Here is an 18,988-nt window from a genome sequence, read left to right as displayed (position 1 = left end):
TGAGTAACATCAACTGGAGGACCGAACCCACTAACGTTGCAAAGTTAGGGGATGACCTGTGGCTGGGGGTGAAAGGCCAATCAAACTCGGAGATAGCTGGTTCTCCCCGAAAGCTATTTAGGTAGCGCCTCGGACGAATACTACTGGGGGTAGAGCACTGTTAAGGCTAGGGGGTCATCCCGACTTACCAACCCTTTGCAAACTCCGAATACCAGTAAGTACTATCCGGGAGACACACGGCGGGTGCTAACGTCCGTCGTGAAGAGGGAAACAACCCAGACCGCCGGCTAAGGTCCCAAAGTTCTGGTTAAGTGGGAAACGATGTGGGAAGGCTCAGACAGCTAGGATGTTGGCTTAGAAGCAGCCATCATTTAAAGAAAGCGTAATAGCTCACTAGTCGAGTCGGCCTGCGCGGAAGATGTAACGGGGCTCAAACCAGGCACCGAAGCCGCGGATTTGCACTCAGTGCAAGTGGTAGGGGAGCGTTCTGTAAGTCTGCGAAGGTGTATCGAGAGGTATGCTGGAGATATCAGAAGTGCGAATGCTGACGTAAGTAACGATAAAGGGGGTGAAAAGCCTCCTCGCCGGAAGACCAAGGGTTCCTGTCCAACGTTAATCGGGGCAGGGTGAGTCGACCCCTAAGGCGAGGCCGAAAGGCGTAGTCGATGGGAAGCAGGTTAATATTCCTGCACGGCATGTAATTGCGATGGGGGGACGGAGAAGGCTAGGTGGGCCAGGCGACGGTTGTCCTGGTGAAAGTGCGTAGGTGGTGTTTCTAGGCAAATCCGGAGACACAACACTGAGACACGAGACGAAGCCACTACGGTGGTGAAGCCATTGATGCCCTGCTTCCAGGAAAAGCCTCTAAGCTTCAGATTGCATGTCATCGTACCCCAAACCGACACAGGTGGTCGGGTAGAGAATACCAAGGCGCTTGAGAGAACTCGGGTGAAGGAACTAGGCAAAATAGTACCGTAACTTCGGGAGAAGGTACGCTCTTGATGGTGAAGTGACTTGCTCACGGAGCTGTTGGGAGTCGCAGTGACCAGATGGCTGGGACTGTTTATCAAAAACACAGCACTCTGCAAACACGAAAGTGGACGTATAGGGTGTGACACCTGCCCGGTGCCGGAAGGTTAATTGATGGGGTTAGTGGTAACACGAAGCTCTTGATCGAAGCCCCGGTAAACGGCGGCCGTAACTATAACGGTCCTAAGGTAGCGAAATTCCTTGTCGGGTAAGTTCCGACCTGCACGAATGGTGTAACCATGGCCATGCTGTCTCCACCCGAGACTCAGTGAAATCGAAATCGCCGTGAAGATGCGGTGTACCCGCGGCTAGACGGAAAGACCCCGTGAACCTTTACTACAGCTTGGCACTGAACATTGAACCTACATGTGTAGGATAGGTGGGAGGCTTTGAAGCGATGACGCTAGTTGTCGTGGAGCCGACCTTGAAATACCACCCTTGTATGTTTGATGTTCTAACGCAGGTCCCTGAATCGGGATCGCGGACAGTGCCTGGTGGGTAGTTTGACTGGGGCGGTCTCCTCCCAAAGAGTAACGGAGGAGCACGAAGGTTGGCTAATCCTGGTCGGACATCAGGAGGTTAGTGCAATGGCATAAGCCAGCTTAACTGCGAGACGGACAGGTCGAGCAGGTGCGAAAGCAGGTCATAGTGATCCGGTGGTTCTGTATGGAAGGGCCATCGCTCAACGGATAAAAGGTACTCCGGGGATAACAGGCTGATACCGCCCAAGAGTTCATATCGACGGCGGTGTTTGGCACCTCGATGTCGGCTCATCACATCCTGGGGCTGAAGTTGGTCCCAAGGGTATGGCTGTTCGCCATTTAAAGTGGTACGCGAGCTGGGTTCAGAACGTCGTGAGACAGTTCGGTCCCTATCTGCCGTGGGCGTTGGATGATTGAAGGGAGTTGCTCCTAGTACGAGAGGACCGGAGTGAACGAACCTCTGGTGTTCGGGTTGTCACGCCAGTGGCACTGCCCGGTAGCTAAGTTCGGAATCGATAACCGCTGAAAGCATCTAAGCGGGAAGCGAGCCCTGAGATGAGTCATCCCTGACCCCTTGAGGGTCCTAAAGGGCCGTTGGAGACCACAACGTTGATAGGCGGAGTGTGTAAGCGCAGCGATGCGTTGAGCTAACCCGTACTAATTACCCGTGAGGCTTAACCATACAACACCCAAGAAGTGTTTTGAGCGCTTGTGACGAAGTGAGAACGACTTTAGTGCTTGTGATGAGAATCATGAGTGCAATCAGCTTTTCGGATTACGATTTTGCCTGGCGGCCATAGCGCGGTGGACCCACCTGTTCCCATGCCGAACACAGAAGTGAAACGCTGTAGCGCCGATGGTAGTGTGGCAGATGCCATGCGAGAGTAGGACACTGCCAGGCACCCAATTTAGCAATAAGCTAGCCGAATGCGGAGCGGTAGTTCAGTCGGTTAGAATACCGGCCTGTCACGCCGGGGGTCGCGGGTTCGAGTCCCGTCCGCTCCGCCACTAACTATTGAAGGCCTTCCCTGATGGGAAGGCCTTTTTGCTTTTGCATGGGGCGTTTATTGCTGTGTATCGCTGTATTGCGAATCGCCGGACGACCACAGAGGTGGTCATCGCCTCGGCCTTCGGATACCCCCTAATCCCTGCATCTCACCCTCTGCCACTCGCGTGGCAGCCACCCCGTCGTGCAAGAGAAGCCCAGTCGAGCGACTGGTTTTTTTGTTTGGTGCGAGAGGGGCGGCGCTCTTGAATGTATTTAAGGCGCCAACGTAGCCGACGCAGGGCCTGTTGGCTTGACGCTCCGAGAAGGATGGTTTTTAGGGCGCGCTTTGCCATGAAGGAAAGGCCATTTTTCTAAACGGTGCTCTTTTCATGTTAGGGAAAAGCGTCCCATATCATTATCTTGTCGTTTTTTGAACATAGGATAAGGGACAACGTTCGACCGATTTTTACCGCCTGCGATCAACAAAAGCCTGCATTTGTGGTCATTCCAGACGGTGTGGGGTTTGTTTCGCTGCGTGAACTCGGTAAAGTAGGGGGATGTCTGCGAGGCTGGCAGGCCTCCTCGCCAATTTCTCTGACACTTAACATGCGGTATTGCTATGGAACCAGTAAACAAGTCTGCATTCAGCGATGTATTGGAATATGTTCGTATGTCCCGTCGCCAGAATAAGCTCAAGCGTGAGATTCAGGATATCGAGAAGAAAATCCGTGATAACCAGAAGCGGGTACTGCTGCTCGACAACCTGAGTGACTACATCAAACCCAACATGAGCGTGGAAGAGATCCAGGCTATCATCGCCAACATGCGCGCCGACTATGATGAGCGTGTTGACGAGTACATCATCAAGAATGCCGAACTCTCCAAGGAGCGTCGTGAGCTTTCTACCAAGATCAGAGCGATGAGCTCCCAGAAGTAAATGCGAACCGGCCGATAGGCCGGTTTTTCATTTTTCCGCTGACGATGAAGGCTCCAGATAGCAACCCTCAGGGCTGCTTTGCCTTTTTGCCCCACCCCCTGTTACCATCAATTCAGACACGCATCCTTCTCTGCATGCGTGAGCACGGATAACAATTCTTATAAGTTGCGCAACCATCATGGAGCTTCATATGGGCGCATCAAAACAGACGGATTCAAACATAGTGGCACCTGAGGATAACTCCGAGGTTAAGCCGGTTAAACGCCGCTTTTCCTGGTTTAAATGGATATTTTGGCTGCTCGTTCTCCTCATCGTCGGAGCTGCAATAGCATTGCTGTTATTCGAGATGAAGACCTCGACTCTGCAGTCGCGTGAGTTCTCACGCTATGCCTCTGACCTGACCTATCAGGTTGAGCCTGGCCCCAGCTCCCATATTGTGTTTCCAAGTGCAGGCCCTTTTGATAAGCGTTTGGGTTATGTTGCCCTGCCTGATATTCAGGAGCGCTTACAACAGCGTGGCTTCGAGGTGCATCAACAAGTGCGCTTCTCCGATGAGCTCCAGAACTATGCGGAGCACGGCTTCTTCGTGCCCTATACCGAGAAGGTGCAGGCGGGTCTCACACTGCATGATTGCCGCGCCGACACCGTCTATCAGTTCCGCTATCCCAGTCACCACTATCCCAAATTCGATTCGATCCCCGAATTGGTTGTTCAGTCGCTGCTGTTTATCGAGAACCGGGATCTGCTCAGTGATGAGGAGCCGCTGGCCAACCCCGCTGTAGATTGGCCCCGCTTCGTCAAGGCTGCCGTCTCGCAGTTAGGCAAGGCGCTGGATGTGCAGGAGCAATCCGCAGGCGGCAGTACGTTGGCGACTCAAGTGGAGAAGTATCGCCACTCACCGGATGGGTTGACCCTCTCTCCCAAGGAGAAGCTGAAGCAGATGATCTCCGCCAGTATCCGAGCCTACCGTCTTGGCCCGGAAACGCTGGAGGCACGCAAGCTGGTCGCCTGGGCCTATCTCAACTCGGTGCCGCTTTCGGCAGCGCCCGGTTATGGCGAGGTGCATGGGTTGGGTGATGGTCTGTGGGTCTGGTTTGGGGCCGATTTCGAACGAGTGAACCAGTTACTCGATCCGTCCCTTGACTCTGAGGCCAGCCTGGCCGAGCGTGGCCTGGCTTTACGCCAGGTTGTGTCGCTGATGATAGCGCACCGCCGCCCCTCTTATTACTTGGCTCAAGGACGTGAGGATCTGGCGACATTGACCGATAGCTACCTGCGCCTGTTCCTGCAGGAGGGGATGATCGATCCCCCGCTGATGGAGGCCGCTCTTAAGGCTCAGCTTAAGTTCCGTCAGTTTGCTGCGGCCCCCGCCATCGTCCGGGTCAACAATACCAAGGGATTGCAGGTGGCGCGCCTGCGTCTGAGTCGTCAGCTTGGGGTGCAGCTCTACGATCTCGATCGCATGGATCTTACCGCCGATACCAGCCTCAATTTCGAGTTGCAGGATAAGGTCACCGCCTACCTGCATCAGTTGGCGGATCCTGCCTTTGCCGCGCAGGTCGGGTTGTTTGGCGAGCGTCTGCTCTCGCCTGAGAAGACTGGTGACGTGCGCTACAGCTTCACCCTGTTCGAGCGTACAGCAGATGGTTTCCGGGTGCGGGTGCAAACGGATAACACGGATCAACCGTTCGACATCAATGAAGGCAGCAAGCTAGAGCTGGGCTCTACCGCCAAGTTGCGGGTACTGACCACCTATCTCGAGATCATCGCCGAATTGCACGATCGCTATGCTGAGATGCCGGCGGAGTCTCTGCGCAAGATGGAGCAGGAGGCGCAAGATAACCTGAGCCGCTGGGCCATCGGTTGGCTGCGAACCAGCAAGGATCGCGGGCTCTCCCCCATGCTAGAGGCGGCGCTGGATCGCAAGTATTCGGCCAGCCCTTATGAGGGGTTCTTCACTGGTGGTGGCATGCATACCTTCAACAACTTCCGCAAGGAAGATAACGGCCGCATGCCGACCCTGCGCGATTCGCTGCGCGAATCCATCAACCTGCCTTTCGTGCGGCTGCTGCGCGACATCGCCCGCTATAGCCTCTACAAGGAGGGCAACCGAGCCCAGCTAATGAAAGATGACAGGGATCCGCGCCGCACCGAGTATCTGGTGCGCTTTGCGGACAAGGAAGGGCAGACCTACCTGTTGCGCTTCTGGCGCAAGTATCAGGGCAAAACTGCGGAGCAGCGGATGGACACCTTCCTAGATGGCCTTAAGCCAAGTGCGGTGCGTCTGGCTGCGGTACACCGCTATCTCTTCCCCCAGGCTGGGTTGGACGAATTCAGGGCTTTCCTCGACACGCGGTTACCCAAGGCGCAGCGCAATGTGTTGACCGAAAAGCGGATCCAGCAGCTCTATAACACCTACGGCCCCGGCAAGTACTCCCTGCCGGATCAGGGCTACATCGCACGGGTGCACCCGCTCGAGTTGTGGTTGCTCGGTTACCTGAAGTCTGCGGAGCAGGCGACCTTCCGCGATGCGGTAGAAGCGAGCAGGGATGAGCGCCAAGAAGTCTACGGCTGGCTCTTCAAGACCCGTCATCGCAGTGCCCGCGACAGTCGGATCCGCACCATGCTGGAGGTTGAGGCGTTCCTCGATATTCACCAGCGTTGGCAGCGGCTGGGTTATCCCTTCGATCATCTGGTGCCTTCACTGGCCACCGCGCTGGGTAGCTCAGGCGATCGCCCGGCCGCACTGGCGGAGCTGATCGGGATCATCGTGAACGATGGGGTCAGGCTGCCGACCTTGCGCATCGATCGCCTCGAGTTTGCCAAAGGCACGCCGTTTGAGACCGAGTTCCTGCCCAAGCGGGATGCCGGGGTTCGGGTGTTGCCAAGCGAAGTCGCCACGGCATTGCGTGGGGCACTCTCTCAGGTGGTGGAGGCCGGTACGGCGCGCCGTATTTCAGGGGCCTTCAAGCTGGCCGATGGCTCGCCTGTTGTCATGGGAGGCAAGACGGGGACGGGGGATAACCGGATCCAGAGCGTGGGGCGCTATGGCAATGTCATCAGCTCCCAGGCACGCAACCGGACGGCAACCTTTGTCTTCTATCTGGGCAGTGATCACTTCGGCACCCTGACGGCCTATGTACCGGGAAGCGCCTCAGACAAGTTCCGCTTTACCTCGGCGCTGCCGGTGCAGGTGCTCAAGGGCATGGCGCCGGTATTGGTCCCCTATCTGGAGCCCGGCACACACACCCAGTGCCGGGCGCCACTCACTCACTGAACAGGGGCCGAAAGGCCCCTTCTTACTGCTGGAGCCCCGATGTTATACAGCTTTTGCGCCACCGACCGTGGTCCGCTGCTGGTTGCCGTCGATGACGATGGCCTGCGTCATGTGGAGTTTTGTGAGGGAGAGAGCCCACAGCCGATATTGCCCGAGTGGCGACGCGACGACGGGGGGCTACGCCCCTATCTGGAGCAGTTCGAGGCCTATTTTAGCGGGCGCTTGACCCGATTTGATCTACCGCTCGCGGCGCGTGGCACCCCGTTTCAGATGGCGGTATGGGCCACCTTGTGCGAGATCCCCTATGGCCAGACCGTGAGTTATCGCGAGATTGCCGAGGCTATTGGTAACCCGAAGGCAGTGCGGGCCGTGGGGGCGGCCAATGGACGCAATCCCCTCAGTGTGATCGTGCCCTGCCATCGGGTCATTGGCAGCGGGGGGGCATTGACCGGCTATGCCGGCGGTTTGCCGATCAAGGCGTGGCTGCTCGAGCATGAGCTGCGCGTTGCAAAGATGAACGCGGGATGAAGTGATGGCTCATATCACCTTCAGAGAGGCGGGCGTAAAGTGAGTCTGCACTCAAGGCCGATAACGGTTTGGGTGGCACCATGTGACGCTTCCAATCTGTTTTTTCCCCAGCGCCTCTTCGAGGCGCTTTTTTTGTCTCTCATCGCCATAAAAAAGCCCGCCGAATGGCGGGCAGAAATGACAAGGTGCTTTGTCAGGAAAGAGTGAGGAAGAGGCCGGCGAGGCAGGCGCTCATCAGGTTGGCGAGTACCCCGGCCAAAATGGCGCGCATACCAAAGCGGGCGATGAAGGCTTTGCGTTCGGGCACCATGGCGCCGAGGCCACCGATCAGAATGGCCATGGAGGAGATATTGGCAAAGCCGCACAGGGCAAAGGTGACGATGGCCTTGCTCGCCTCGCTCAGGGTCTGATCCTGAACCAGGGCGATGAAGGCGACGAATTCGTTGATCACAATCTTGGTGCCGATGAGGGCCCCGGCAGCGTGCGCCTCATGCCAGGGAATACCGATCAACCAAGAGACGGGGGCGAACAGCCAACCGAGCAGGAGCTGGAAGCTGAGATCGAAGCCAAACAGGGCTCCACCCCAGCCGAGCAGGCCGTTGAGCAGGGCGATGATACCGACGAAGGCGAGCAGGGTGGCTCCGACCGCGACGGCGATGTTGAGGCCAGCCATGGCTCCATCGGCAGCCGCCTCGATCACGTTGGTTGCGCGCGGGATCACCACATCTTCATGGTGATCCTCCTCGGCTTCGGTCGGCGGCACCAGGATCTTAGCCATGGCAAGCCCTGCGGGTGCCGACATAAAGGCGGCCGCGATCAGGTACTTGAGTTCAACACCAATGCTGGCGTAGCCCACCAGGGTGCCCCCGGCGACGGAGGCGAGGCCGCAGCTCATGACGGCGAAGAACTGGGAGTCGGACATCTTGGCCAGGTAGGGTTTGACCACCAGGGGGGCCTCGACCATGCCGACGAAGATGTTGGCGGTGGCGGAGAGGCTCTCGGCACGGCCGGTACCGAGCAGCCGGCGCAGTGCCCCGCCGAGTAGGGCGATCAGGCGCGGCATCAGGCCGATGTGGTAGAGGATGGCGATGAGGGCCGAGAAGAAGATGATCACCGGCAGCACGTTGAAGGCGAAGATGAAGCCGAGCTTGAACTTGGCCAGATCACCGAACAGGAAGGCGATCCCCTCCTGGCCGTAGTCGATCACAGAGCTGACCCCCTGGCTGACCGCGTTGAGCACGGCCTGGCCGGCTGGCAGCCACAGCACCAGAGCGGCGAAGGCCAGTTGCAGCAGCAGGGCGAAAGAGACGGTGCGCAGTGGGATGTGGCGGCGGTTGTTCGAGCAGAGGGTGGCAACGGCCAGGATGGCGAGGATGCCGAGCAGGGCAATCATGGCGACTCCGGGTGAGGTGATTGGATGGGCGCGGATTCTGCGCTGCCCCACCCCCACCTGCAAGCGGCACCTGTTGCCACCCTGTTACCATCCCCTGTAAATCGTTTTTTTGCCCTATAACCGTATGATTTTAAACGGTTGAATCAATTTCGTTTCTATATGGGAACAATCATTTTGCGCTGGTGGACAATCGATTCAGCCAGGGGGACTGGCGCAGCGCCCAATAGGGAGGGTGGCCGAATTCCACCTTGAGGAAGTCGATGAAGTGACGGATCTTGGGGGCCAGGTGTTCGCGCCGGGCGTAGACGGCGTGTACCGCCATCTTCTGGCTCGGCGTCCATTCTGGCAACAGGGGAATGAGCCGCCCCTGGCGCAACTCGTCATCGAGCAGGTAGTCGGCAATATAGGCGATCCCAAGCCCGGCCAGTGCGGCATCGCGCACCGCCTCGGCCAGATCCACCCGGTAGTTGCCGCTCACCTGCACCGTCTGGCGCTCGCGGCCATGACGAAAGTGCCACTGGTCATAGCGGCGCTCCCGGCTCTGGTAGGTGATGCAGTTGTGCTGATGCAGCTCTTGGGGTGTCTGTGGTGCCCCATGCTGCAACAGGTAATCAGGCGAGGCGGCCAGCACGAAGCCGATGTCGGCCAGTCGCTGTCCCACCAGCCCCTCCGGTTTCTCCTCCACCGTGGTGATCCACAGATCCAGTCCCTTATCGACCAGGTTGCTGCTGTGATCGAACAAGGAGATCTCCAGCTCGATCTCGGGATAGCGGCGCTGAAACTCCAGCAGGCGTGGCACCACGTGCAGGTGGCCAAACGACTGACCCACTCCCAGATGGAGGACACCGCTGACCCGGCCTTGGTGTTCGGCCACCATGGCATCGGCCTCCTGGGCGAGGGCGGTGAGATCGCGGCAATAGCGGGCATAGGCCTCGCCCAGTTCGGTAAGCGCGAAGCGGCGCGTGGTGCGCTGCACCAACTGGGCTCCTAAATTGGCCTCGAGCTGGGCCAACTGTTTGCTGATATAGGACTTGGAGACACCGAGGCGGCGGGCGGCGGCAGAGAAGCCCTGCTCGCGCACCAGGGCATCGAGGATCAGCATCTGGGGCAGCCGTTGCAGCATCGTTGTTTCCTATGGTGGACAAAGCGCCATTATGACAAAGCGCTCAGGGCCACGACAGCCCTCATTGGCCGAGGTGTTGCACTATCTCGCGCAGCACCGGGTTGCGATCCGGCGTCTGTCCTGCGTTGAAGCGGGCGATCAGCTTGCCATCGCGGCCAATCAGGTACTTGTTGAAGTTCCAGTCGGGAGCCTTGGACTGGGCGGCCAGCGCCTTGAAAAGGGGGTTGGCGTCGGCGCCTTTCACGTGGCTGAAGTTGAACATGGGAAAGGTGACCCCATAGTCGCGCCGGCAGAGGGTGGCGGCCTTCTGTTCGCTGCCATCCTCCTGATTAAAGTCATTGGAGGGGAAGCCGAGCACCACCAGCCCCTTGTCGGCGTACTGTTGGTGTAGACGCTCAAGGGAGGCGAACTGCTTGGTGTAGCCGCAGTAGGAGGCGGTATTGACCACCAGCACCACCTTGCCTTCAGTCAGTTGGCACAAGTTGTGGCGGGTCGTGCTGGCCAGCTCGCGCAGTTCCAGGTTGAGGTAGTCGGGGCAGGCCTGGGCGCTGGCGGCGCCGAGCAGGGCCGCAATCACGAGAGGCTTCATCAGGGGACTCCTTGGCTTGAATAGGAAAGAGGGTCGGTTCAGTGCAGTTGCAGGGCCATGCCGGTCAACCATTGGTGGCCGCCCAGCAGCAGACCGCTCACCAGCAGTATGGCAGTCACTAGACTGACGAGATCGGCGCGCCAGTCAGCCCTTGAGGGGGGCGAATGCCAGCCGTCGCGGCGGAGGATCAGCACCAGTGTGAGCAGCGACCAGAGTGCAAGGGTACCAAAGAGCAGCAGGGCGCGTCCCTCGTGATTCACCAGCAAGTGAGCCATGGCCCATAGCAGCACGCCGAGCAACTGGGGATGGCGTAACCACTGGCGTAGATGGGTGGGGCCGAATGAACCGCAGATGAGCCAGATCCCCAGTGGCAGCATGCCCATGGCCGCCGGCCAGCCCCAAGGCGGCGGAGTGTAGAGGGGGAGCGGCGCACTGGCGCGCCAGCCGGCGAAGATGAGGGCGCAGGCGAAGAGGACACCGAGCGAGAAAAGGCCTTTGTAACGCGATTCGCCGAGGCGCTTGCACAACATGGCGCGCGGCGCCGGCCAGAGGTTGGGGGAGAGGTGGAGCAAGGCAAACAGCAGGAGTCCGAGGGTGAGCAGTAGCATGAATGCCTCCGTGGCGAAATGCTGGCGCCTATGATGCCGCAAGCCTGCGTCCTTGGGCAGCGGCGCGGATAAAAAAGCCGGCCTGCTGGCCGGCGTTGGCTAACGGGCGCCGAGCCGCCACAAGGCCGCCACGTTGCGGGCCGTCAGTTCGATATTGCTGCGCGCATTGGCGAGCGCCTCCGGCAGGGTCATGGGCCGGTTGACCACGGCAAACACCGCATCCAGCCCGTGCTCATGCACCACGGCGTAGTCGTCGCTGAGGCTGCCGACGATGGCGAGCACCGGCTTACCGTACCGTTTGGCGCAGCGAGCCACTCCGATCGGGGTTTTGCCGTGGAGGCTTTGGCTGTCGAGGCGTCCCTCACCAGTCACCACCAGATCCGCCTCGGCGACGGCCTCCGCCAGCCCCAGGGCGTCGATGACGAGGTCGACCCCGGGGGTGAGCGTGGCGCCGAGTAGGCCAATCAGGGCGGCCCCCATGCCGCCGGCCGCTCCCGCACCGGGGCGGTTTATCACCGCAATACCGCATTGGCGCTCCATGCAGGCGGCGTAGTGGGCTAGGTGGGCATCGAGCGCGGCCACCATGGCCGGGGTGGCGCCTTTTTGCGGGCCGAAGATGGCTGAGGCGCCCTGGGGGCCACACAGGGGATTGTCCACGTCGCAGGCTACCTCAATGTGCAGCTGTGCCAGACGCGGATCGAGCCCACTGAGATCGATGCGGGCCCGCTGGCCGAGCGCGCCGCCACCGGGTGGAAGTTCTGCGCCCTCGCCATCGAGCAGGCGGGCACCGAGGGCCTGCATCATGCCGGCGCCCCCGTCGTTGGTGGCGCTGCCACCGATGCCGAGGATCAGCTGCTCGACCCCGAGATCGAGGGCCGCCAGGATCAGCTCGCCGGTGCCGACGCTGGTGGTGAGCAGGGGGTTGCGCCGCTCGGGCGGTACCAGGTGCAGGCCCGAGGCGGCCGCCATCTCGATGACGGCGCGCTTGCCATCCCCGAGCAGGCCGAGAAACCCAGCGACCCGGTTGCCAAGCGGCGCGGTCACCTCGACCGAGACGATGCGCCCACCGGTGGCGTCCACCAAGGAGTGCACCGTGCCTTCGCCGCCATCGGCCATCGGCAGCTTGAGGTAGGTAGCATCGGGCAGCACCTGGCGAAACCCGGCCTCGATGGCATCGGCCACCTCCATGGCACTCAGGCTCTCTTTGAAGGAGTCGGGGGCGATGACGATGTGCATGACATTTCTCCTCAGGCGGGGGCAAGGCTGGCGCCCTATCGGGGATGAGACAAGGGGGAGGCGCCATCCTCGCGCTTTTCATCAAGACGCGGTGTACTTGGTGGGCTCTCATGGCGCCGCGGGAGGTGGCGGGGCGCTGCGGTCGCCCCGTTTCCTGCTCTTTACGGTGCGATTGGCCGACCGGGCTGTCGCTGGCGGGCCCGTGCCGCTAGAATAGGCCCCACTTTACCCCAGTTGGACTCCACGATGGATTATGAATTTCGGCGTGACGGCTTTGGCGGCTATCGCGCCCGCTTCTCCATGGGGCATGAGGCCATCGGCCAGTGGCTGATCGACGAGGTGGGCAAGGACGAGGGCGTGCTCGAGGAGCTGTTCGCCGCCATCGACCGTCTCTCTGCCCGCCAGCAAGAAGAGGTACGTCGCCCCGGTCGTGACTATTCACTGACCCTGACCCAGGAGGAGGCCGAGGTAAAGGCCAACGTGCTGAACATCAGCCTGGACGAGGATCTCGACGATCTCGCCTACTATGACGATGAGCAACTGGCCCTGTGCGGCCTCGAAGATTTTGCCGCCGTGTTGACCTCATGGCGCGCCTTTATTCGCAACGAGGACTGGTAAGTCCCGCATCACACAACAGGATTGCATCACTATGTCTGATATCGACAGCAAGAAGGCCGACAAGGCCAAGAAGAAGGGCTCCCCGCTCACCCTGCAACTGACCCTGGGGCCGAAGGATGCCAGCCGTCTGCACTCCCTGCATCTGGACGCCACCATCACTTTTGACGACATGAGCATTCCCAAGGGGGTGCTGATCAAGGCCGCCTTGATCGCCTTGCAGGAGATGGAGCCCAGTAAGCGCGCCGACATCGTCGCCCGCGTGATCGCCGAATCGGGCCGCTAAGCGAGCGGCCGCCCATGAAAAGCCCCGCCTCGGCGGGGCTTTTTGCATCTTATTGTGGCGGGAGGCCGCATCCTTGATGGCGCCCTTGAGCAGGGTTAGTCATCAGGATAGAGCTGGCAGGCCTCCACCCGGCGACGCAGATCCCGGTAGCGGGCGCGCAGCTGTTCGCGCGAGCGCCCCGCGTCGGCGGCGCAGAGGTGCTCTTGCAGCAGATGAAAGTCGCGCTCCAGATACTGTTCAATCCAGTCGAGCCGCTTGAGGGTGAGGGGGGTGGCGCTCTGACCGCTGAGGTCGTCCTGCACGTCGAGCTGGTGGCTGCGGTACATGTCCTGTAGCCAGTTGGCCCATAGGGCCTCGGGGCCGGCGAGGGCTGCGCGCCAGCGATCGCGCAGCCGCTCCAGTCGCTCCAGCACGGCAGGAGAGGCGCCGCGCCGGCTCAGGCTGGCCAACTCCTCACGAGCCCACTCGAGGCAGAGCTCGCGCCATAGCTGGAACTGGGGCAGGGGATCGTCCATTCCGAGCCAGAGTCCTGAGAGGGTGCGGGTCTCGAGGCGCTCGGGAACGTGGAAGTCCGGATCGCACAGGCCGTTGGAGTTGAATTCGTGCAGGGGATCGAAGGGCCACATGTAGCCAAAATCGAACAGGCGAACCTGCTGGCCATCGTCGAGCAGGTTACCTGGGCTTGGGTCCCAGTCGAAGAAGCCCCAGCGGGCCAGCTCGGCCTCGGCATTGAGCATCTGGCTCAGGTTGCGTTCGCTGATGCGCTGAATGGGGCGGCCGGGCAGCCAGGGGGAGAGCAGCAGCCCCATGCGCAGTGAGCCAAACCAGGTGCACACCACCTGGGGCAGAGCGCCTGGGTGGTGTTCGCGCAGGGACTCGATCTCGCTGCGCCGCTCCAGCTCGGTGAGGAAGGCGGTCTCGCCGTCCACATTGGCTACCCGCGAGATGGGGCGCGCCCGTTTTAGGCACCACTCGTGGCCGTCGATGTCGAGATGCAGCACATCGGCGGTGAGGCCGCCTCCATGCACGGCGCGCACCATGGGGTGGCCGGCATCGAGATCTTGTAACTGCTCGAGGGGGAGAGGACAGTCCCGCTCGTCGCCGATGCGCAGCTCCTCACCGGAGGCGAGTACGGCCTTGAGTCGGGCGTGACGGGCATGGATCTTGGGATTCATGGCTTACCCCTTGCTAGGCGTGTGAGGACAGGCTAGAGCCTTTATCCGGCTGGGGCCAGCGAGGGGAAGGCATGGTGACGGTTTCATCACACATAAAGATGAAGGGATGCGTAAGAGCCCTTTTTTAGTAGAAGATGGCGAGCCAGACGGTGACCCGATCCGGCGCAGTCCACTCCACCCGGTGACGGCAGCGGGCCGGCAGGTTGACGTAATCACCGGGGCCAAGGCGCAGGGTGGCCGGTTCATCCTCGCCAGGGAGCACAATGGCCAGCAGTGCCTCTCCGTTGACCAGCAGTACCCACTCGTGCTCCTCCTGCTCATACCACTCCCCCTTCGGCGTGCTCTGGCCGCGGGAGAGGATGCGCTCGATGCGCAGGCGATCGGTGCTGAGGAGGGTTTCAAACAGCTCGGTGGGCAGGGTGTCGGGCAGGGCGCCGAGCAGATTGCCGCTGTGCATGACGCAGATCTCCGGTTCCGGGTTTGCCCTGAGTATAGATAGGGGAGGGTGACCCCTTGCTGCCGCAGGTCGTCATTTGAGGATAACTGCGGCGAAAAATAGGAAAACGTTTGAGGAAGTCGCTGCAATTTGCTGCATTTCCTGCTATTTTGCGCGGCCATAAAACAAACGATTTCCTTCATACTTTTTGCGAGAACCACTATGGCAGAGCAGCATACGGTCGCCTCAGGAAGAGGCGGTTTCCTGGACAGCTATTTCTCTATCCATGCGCGCGGCAGTTCGGTACGCCAAGAGGTGGTCGCCGGCCTGACGACCTTCCTCGCCATGGTCTACAGCATCATCGTCGTGCCCAACATGCTGGGGGCGGCGGGCTTCGAGCAGGGGCCGGTGTTTGTGGCGACCTGTCTCATCGCCTCTTTCGGCTCCTTGCTGATGGGGCTGTGGGCCCGCCTGCCGCTGGCCATCGGCTGCGCCATCTCTCTCACCGCTTTCACCGCCTTCAGCCTGGTGCTGGGGCAGGGGATCTCGATTCCGGTCGCCCTCGGCGCCATCTTCTGGATGGGGATCCTGTTCACTCTCATCAGCGTGACCGGCGTGCGCCAGTGGATCCTGACCAACCTCCCTTCCGGTATTGCCCACGGCACCGGCATCGGCATCGGTCTGTTCCTGCTGCTGATCGCCACCAACGGCGTCAATCTGGTGATCAAGAATCCGGGCCCCGGCCTGCCGGTACAGCTCGGTGACTTCACCTCCTTCCCGGTCATCATGACCCTGCTCGGGCTGGCGGCCATCTTCGGCCTGGAACGCCGCCGTGTGCCGGGCGGGATCCTGATGGTGATCGTCGCCATCTCCCTCATCGGCCTGTTGTTCGATCCCAAGGTGAGCTGGCAGGGCTTCTTCGCCATGCCGAGCCTGACCGGCGAGAAGGGGTCTCTGGTGGGCAGCATGGACATCATGGGGGCCCTCAACGCCGCCGTGATCCCGAGCGTGCTGGCGCTGGTGATGACCGCCGTGTTCGACGCCACCGGCACCATTCGCGCCGTGGCAGGGCAGGCCGGGCTCATCAATGAGCGTGGCCACATCATCAGTGGTGGCAAGGCGCTGACCGCCGACTCGGTCAGCAGCATCGTCGCCGGCGCCGTCGGTGGGGCGCCGGCCGCGGTCTATATCGAATCGGCGGCCGGTGCTGCCGCAGGCGGCAAGACCGGCCTGACCGCCACCGTGGTCGGCGTGTTGTTCCTGATGATGATTTTCCTCTCCCCGCTCAGCTACCTGGTGCCGGCCTATGCCACCGCCCCGGCCCTGATGTATGTGGGTCTGCTGATGCTTGGCAACATCACCAAGCTGGACTTCAAGGACAGCGTCGACGCCCTGGCTGGCATGTTGTGCGCCGTCTTCATCGTCCTGACCTGTAACATCGTTACCGGCATCATGATCGGCTTTGCCTCCCTGGTGGTGGGCCGCCTGTTTGCCGGTGAGTGGCGCAAGCTCAACCTCGGCTCTGTGCTCATCGCCTTGGCGCTGGTGGCCTTCTATGCCGGCGGCTGGGCCATCTGATCCCCGACCGTTTAAAAGGGCGCCTGCGGGCGCCCTTTTTGTTGGTGCGCTGGGCCCGATTTTCGCCATTGCCAGCCGGCGCGGGGGCAGGGCGACAAGGTGGTGATGGCGGATCCGTTTCGTTGCGAAACGTGATCGCCCCCTCTTGGCAGGGGGCAATGACTCCCTAGACTGGCAACATCATTCATGCCCGCTGGGCAGGAGGAGTCGAGATGAAGAAGCTGATCAATGCGGTCGATGCCGTGGTGCGCGAACAACTGACGGGGATGGCGGCGGCTCATCCCGAGCTAAAGGTGCGCATCGAGCCCCATTTCATCACCCGCGCCGATGCCCCGGTGGCCGGCAAGGTGGCCCTGGTGAGCGGTGGCGGCAGCGGCCATGAGCCGATGCACGGGGGCTTTGTCGGGCGGGGCATGCTCGATGGCGCCTGTCCCGGCGAGGTGTTCACCTCACCGACCCCGGATCAGATGTACGAGTGTGCCCACGCCGTTGATGCCGGTGAGGGGGTGCTGTTTCTGGTGAAGAACTACACCGGTGATGTGTTCAACTTCGAGACCGCGGTTGAGCTGCTGCACGGGGAAGGGGTCAGGGTCGGCTTCGCCCTGATCGATGACGACGTGGCGGTCAAAGACAGCCTCTACACCGCCGGCCGGCGCGGGGTCGCCGCCACCGTGCTCATCGAGAAGCTGGTGGGGGCCGCCGCCGAGGCGGGTTATGATCTGGATCGCTGCGAGGCGCTGGCTAGGCGCATCAACAACCAAAGTCGCAGTATAGGGGTCGCCCTGCACGCCTGCACCGTACCGGCGGCCGGCAAACCCTCTTTCACCCTGGCGGATGACGAACTGGAGTTTGGGGTCGGCATCCACGGGGAGCCGGGTATCGAACGGCGCTCCTACCAAGACCTCGACACCCTGGTCGAGCAGATATTCCTGACCCTGACCGAAGAGGGACACTACCGCCGTACCCTGCGCTACTGGGATCGGGAGCGCGGCCGCTGGCTGGAGGCGCCGCTCACCATCGAACCGCTCGGCAAGGGGGATAGGGTCATCGCCCTGGTCAACAGCCTAGGGGGAACGCCGCTCTCCGAGCTCTACGGGGTCTATGGCAAGCTGGCCCAGCTGTGTGACGAGGCGGGCATCCACATAGTGCGTAACCTGATTGGCCCCTACTGCACCTCCCTCGACATGACCGGCATCTCCATCACCTTGGTGAAGGTGGATGACGAGCTGATGCAGTTGTGGGATGCCCCCGTTCATACCCCGGCCCTGCGCCGTGGCTGCTGAGGAGCCGGGCATGCTGACCAGAGAGCAGATAGTGACCTGGCTGATGGCCTGTGCCGAGGTGTTTCAGCAGGAGCGGGATTTTCTCACCGGTCTCGACAGCGACATCGGTGATGGCGACCACGGCATCAACATGCAGCGCGGCTTTGCCAAAGTGGCCGAAAAGCTGCCGAGTGTGGCCGATCAGGAGATAGGCCAGATCCTCAAGACCACCGGCATGACATTGCTCTCGTCGGTGGGTGGGGCGAGCGGGCCGCTTTACGGCACTTTCTTCATTCGGACGGCTCAGGTTGCCGATGGCCACCAGAGCCTGACCTTGAGTGAGCTGCACGCCATGCTGCGCGAAGGGGTCGAGGGCATAGTGGCGCGTGGGCGCGCCGAGCCTGGCGACAAGACCATGTGCGACGCCTGGTGGCCGGCACTGGCGGCGCTAGCCGACGCCGAGGCGAGGGGAATCGCGCTCGCTCCGGCGCTTGCCGCTGCACTGAGCGCGGCCGAGAAAGGGGTTCAGGCGACCATAGGGATGCAGGCCCGCAAAGGGCGCGCCAGCTACCTCGGTGAGCGCAGTATCGGTCATCAAGACCCTGGCGCGACCTCGAGCTGGCTGCTGCTGCTCACGCTCGCACGCATCGTGGAGGAGGCGGCATGATAGGCATAGTCGTGGTTTCCCACAGCGCGACCCTGGCGGCCGGCATTCGTGAGCTGGCGGGCCAGCTCGGCTCACCGGCCAGACTCGAGGTGGCGGCAGGCGTGGATGATGTGGAGTATCCCATCGGTACCGATGCGGTGGCGGTGATGAGCGCCATCGAGGCGGCGGATGATGGCAGTGGTGTGCTGGTGCTGATGGATCTCGGCAGTGCGCTGCTGAGCGCCGAGACGGCGCTTGAGTTGTTGCCCTCCGAGCTGAGCGAGCGGGTGCGCCTGTGTCCGGCGCCGCTGGTGGAAGGCACCCTGGCCGCCGTGGTGGCCGCCGGGGCGGGCCTGAGCTTGGAGGCCGTCGCGGCTGAAGCGCTGGGGGCGCTGGCGCCCAAGCTGGCGATGCTGGGTCACCAGGAGCCCGAGCCGGTACAACTGGCCGAGCCTGAGCCCGCCCCTGAGCCATGGCACAGTTGTCAGGTGGTGGTGGAGAACCGGCACGGTTTGCACGTGCGCCCGGCGGCGCGTTTGGTGGCGGCGCTCAAGCCGTTTACTGCCGAATTACGTCTGCTCAAGGGGGGCAAAGAGGCCAATCCGCGCAGCCTAAGCCGGCTGGCGCTGCTGGATGTGAAGCGTGGCGAGGTGCTGACCTTGCAGGCCCGTGGCCCGGACGCCGAGGCGGCGCTGACCTGTTTTCGTCTGCTGGCCGCCGAGCGTTTCGGTGATGGGCTCTGAATGGCCCGGCTCAGGCCGGCGCAATGCCAAGTGCCCTGAGCCGGCGTGATGGGGGCG

The 18,988-nt window shown here is 61.4% G+C and carries 16 protein-coding genes, 1 tRNA gene and 2 rRNA genes (1 of these 19 running past the window's edge); 12 read left to right on the top strand and 7 right to left on the bottom strand.

The genetic code is table 11. The annotated features are described in order from the left end of the window. From FE240_RS15475 to FE240_RS15450, 6 genes are all read left to right on the top strand, one after another. Nucleotides 1–2,193 (top strand): 23S ribosomal RNA (locus tag FE240_RS15475) (it extends 697 nt beyond the left edge of the window). 104 nt (nucleotides 2,194–2,297) lie between these two features. Next, nucleotides 2,298–2,412, top strand: a 5S ribosomal RNA gene (gene rrf / locus FE240_RS15470). A 30-nt stretch (nucleotides 2,413–2,442) separates the two neighbouring features. Next, nucleotides 2,443–2,519 (top strand) — tRNA-Asp (locus FE240_RS15465). Between the two features lie 599 nt (nucleotides 2,520–3,118). Beyond that, complete coding sequence (tmaR, locus tag FE240_RS15460) at nucleotides 3,119–3,436, top strand: PTS system regulator TmaR (RefSeq protein ID WP_193002243.1); 318 nt, start codon at nucleotides 3,119–3,121, stop codon at nucleotides 3,434–3,436. Between the two features lie 190 nt (nucleotides 3,437–3,626). Beyond that, nucleotides 3,627–6,713 (top strand): transglycosylase domain-containing protein, encoded by a 3,087-nt coding sequence (locus tag FE240_RS15455; protein WP_193002240.1) that lies wholly within the window; start codon nucleotides 3,627–3,629, stop codon nucleotides 6,711–6,713. 39 nt (nucleotides 6,714–6,752) lie between these two features. Continuing rightward, nucleotides 6,753–7,241: a methylated-DNA--[protein]-cysteine S-methyltransferase gene (locus FE240_RS15450; protein ID WP_193002238.1), complete on the top strand. Its 489-nt coding sequence runs from the start codon at nucleotides 6,753–6,755 to the stop codon at nucleotides 7,239–7,241. A 193-nt stretch (nucleotides 7,242–7,434) separates the two neighbouring features. Here the strand turns inward: FE240_RS15450 and FE240_RS15445 are convergent, their stop codons facing one another. From FE240_RS15445 to FE240_RS15425, 5 genes are all read right to left on the bottom strand, one after another. Further along, nucleotides 7,435–8,634 carry a NupC/NupG family nucleoside CNT transporter gene (locus FE240_RS15445; RefSeq protein ID WP_193002235.1) on the bottom strand — a complete coding sequence of 400 codons (1,200 nt, stop codon included), beginning with the start codon at nucleotides 8,632–8,634 and terminating at the stop codon, nucleotides 7,435–7,437. A 169-nt stretch (nucleotides 8,635–8,803) separates the two neighbouring features. Then, on the bottom strand, nucleotides 8,804–9,757 hold the full coding sequence (locus FE240_RS15440) for a LysR family transcriptional regulator (RefSeq protein ID WP_193002233.1): 954 nt from the start codon (nucleotides 9,755–9,757) through the stop codon (nucleotides 8,804–8,806). 61 nt (nucleotides 9,758–9,818) lie between these two features. Beyond that, complete coding sequence (locus tag FE240_RS15435; protein ID WP_042044922.1) at nucleotides 9,819–10,346, bottom strand: glutathione peroxidase; 528 nt, start codon at nucleotides 10,344–10,346, stop codon at nucleotides 9,819–9,821. A gap of 38 nt (nucleotides 10,347–10,384) precedes the next feature. Beyond that, the gene (locus FE240_RS15430; protein WP_193002231.1) at nucleotides 10,385–10,954 is read right to left on the bottom strand and encodes an NnrU family protein; all 570 of its coding nucleotides are present in this window, start codon (nucleotides 10,952–10,954) and stop codon (nucleotides 10,385–10,387) included. A 99-nt stretch (nucleotides 10,955–11,053) separates the two neighbouring features. Continuing rightward, nucleotides 11,054–12,190, bottom strand: coding sequence for a glycerate kinase (locus tag FE240_RS15425; RefSeq protein WP_193002228.1), 1,137 nt, complete (start codon nucleotides 12,188–12,190; stop codon nucleotides 11,054–11,056). Between the two features lie 246 nt (nucleotides 12,191–12,436). On the opposite strand from FE240_RS15425, the gene FE240_RS15420 reads away from it, so the two are divergent. Together FE240_RS15420 and FE240_RS15415 are read left to right on the top strand one after the other, a co-directional pair. After that, a complete protein-coding gene (locus FE240_RS15420) occupies nucleotides 12,437–12,808 on the top strand; it encodes a YacL family protein (protein ID WP_193002225.1) in 372 nt (123 codons plus the stop codon). 31 nt (nucleotides 12,809–12,839) lie between these two features. Continuing rightward, entirely contained in the window at nucleotides 12,840–13,091 is a 252-nt protein-coding gene (locus FE240_RS15415) for a hypothetical protein (protein ID WP_042044926.1), read from the top strand. 95 nt (nucleotides 13,092–13,186) lie between these two features. On the opposite strand, the gene FE240_RS15410 is transcribed toward FE240_RS15415, so the two are convergent. Continuing rightward, complete coding sequence (locus FE240_RS15410) at nucleotides 13,187–14,266, bottom strand: protein kinase family protein (RefSeq protein WP_193002222.1); 1,080 nt, start codon at nucleotides 14,264–14,266, stop codon at nucleotides 13,187–13,189. A gap of 124 nt (nucleotides 14,267–14,390) precedes the next feature. Continuing rightward, complete coding sequence (locus FE240_RS15405; protein ID WP_193002219.1) at nucleotides 14,391–14,723, bottom strand: cupin domain-containing protein; 333 nt, start codon at nucleotides 14,721–14,723, stop codon at nucleotides 14,391–14,393. Nucleotides 14,724–14,924: 201 nt separating this feature from the next. Between FE240_RS15405 and FE240_RS15400 the strand changes: the two genes are divergently transcribed. The 4 genes from FE240_RS15400 to dhaM all read left to right on the top strand — a co-directional run bounded on the left by FE240_RS15400 (nucleotide 14,925) and on the right by dhaM (nucleotide 18,931). Next, on the top strand, nucleotides 14,925–16,280 hold the full coding sequence (locus FE240_RS15400) for an NCS2 family permease (RefSeq protein WP_042044929.1): 1,356 nt from the start codon (nucleotides 14,925–14,927) through the stop codon (nucleotides 16,278–16,280). A 212-nt stretch (nucleotides 16,281–16,492) separates the two neighbouring features. Then, complete coding sequence (dhaK, locus tag FE240_RS15395) at nucleotides 16,493–17,563, top strand: dihydroxyacetone kinase subunit DhaK (protein WP_193002216.1); 1,071 nt, start codon at nucleotides 16,493–16,495, stop codon at nucleotides 17,561–17,563. 10 nt (nucleotides 17,564–17,573) lie between these two features. After that, nucleotides 17,574–18,209: a dihydroxyacetone kinase subunit DhaL gene (gene dhaL / locus FE240_RS15390; protein ID WP_193002213.1), complete on the top strand. Its 636-nt coding sequence runs from the start codon at nucleotides 17,574–17,576 to the stop codon at nucleotides 18,207–18,209. Continuing rightward, on the top strand, nucleotides 18,206–18,931 hold the full coding sequence (gene dhaM / locus FE240_RS15385; protein ID WP_193002210.1) for a dihydroxyacetone kinase phosphoryl donor subunit DhaM: 726 nt from the start codon (nucleotides 18,206–18,208) through the stop codon (nucleotides 18,929–18,931). The genes dhaL and dhaM overlap by 4 nt, the downstream gene beginning before the upstream one ends. Nucleotides 18,932–18,988 lie beyond the last annotated feature (57 nt).

Origin of the sequence: Aeromonas simiae, assembly GCF_014892695.1 — a bacterium.
Classification (GTDB): Bacteria; Pseudomonadota; Gammaproteobacteria; order Enterobacterales; family Aeromonadaceae; genus Aeromonas; species Aeromonas simiae.
The sequence above is the reverse complement of the archived record's forward strand: the minus strand, read 5'-3'. Positions and strand labels throughout refer to the sequence as shown.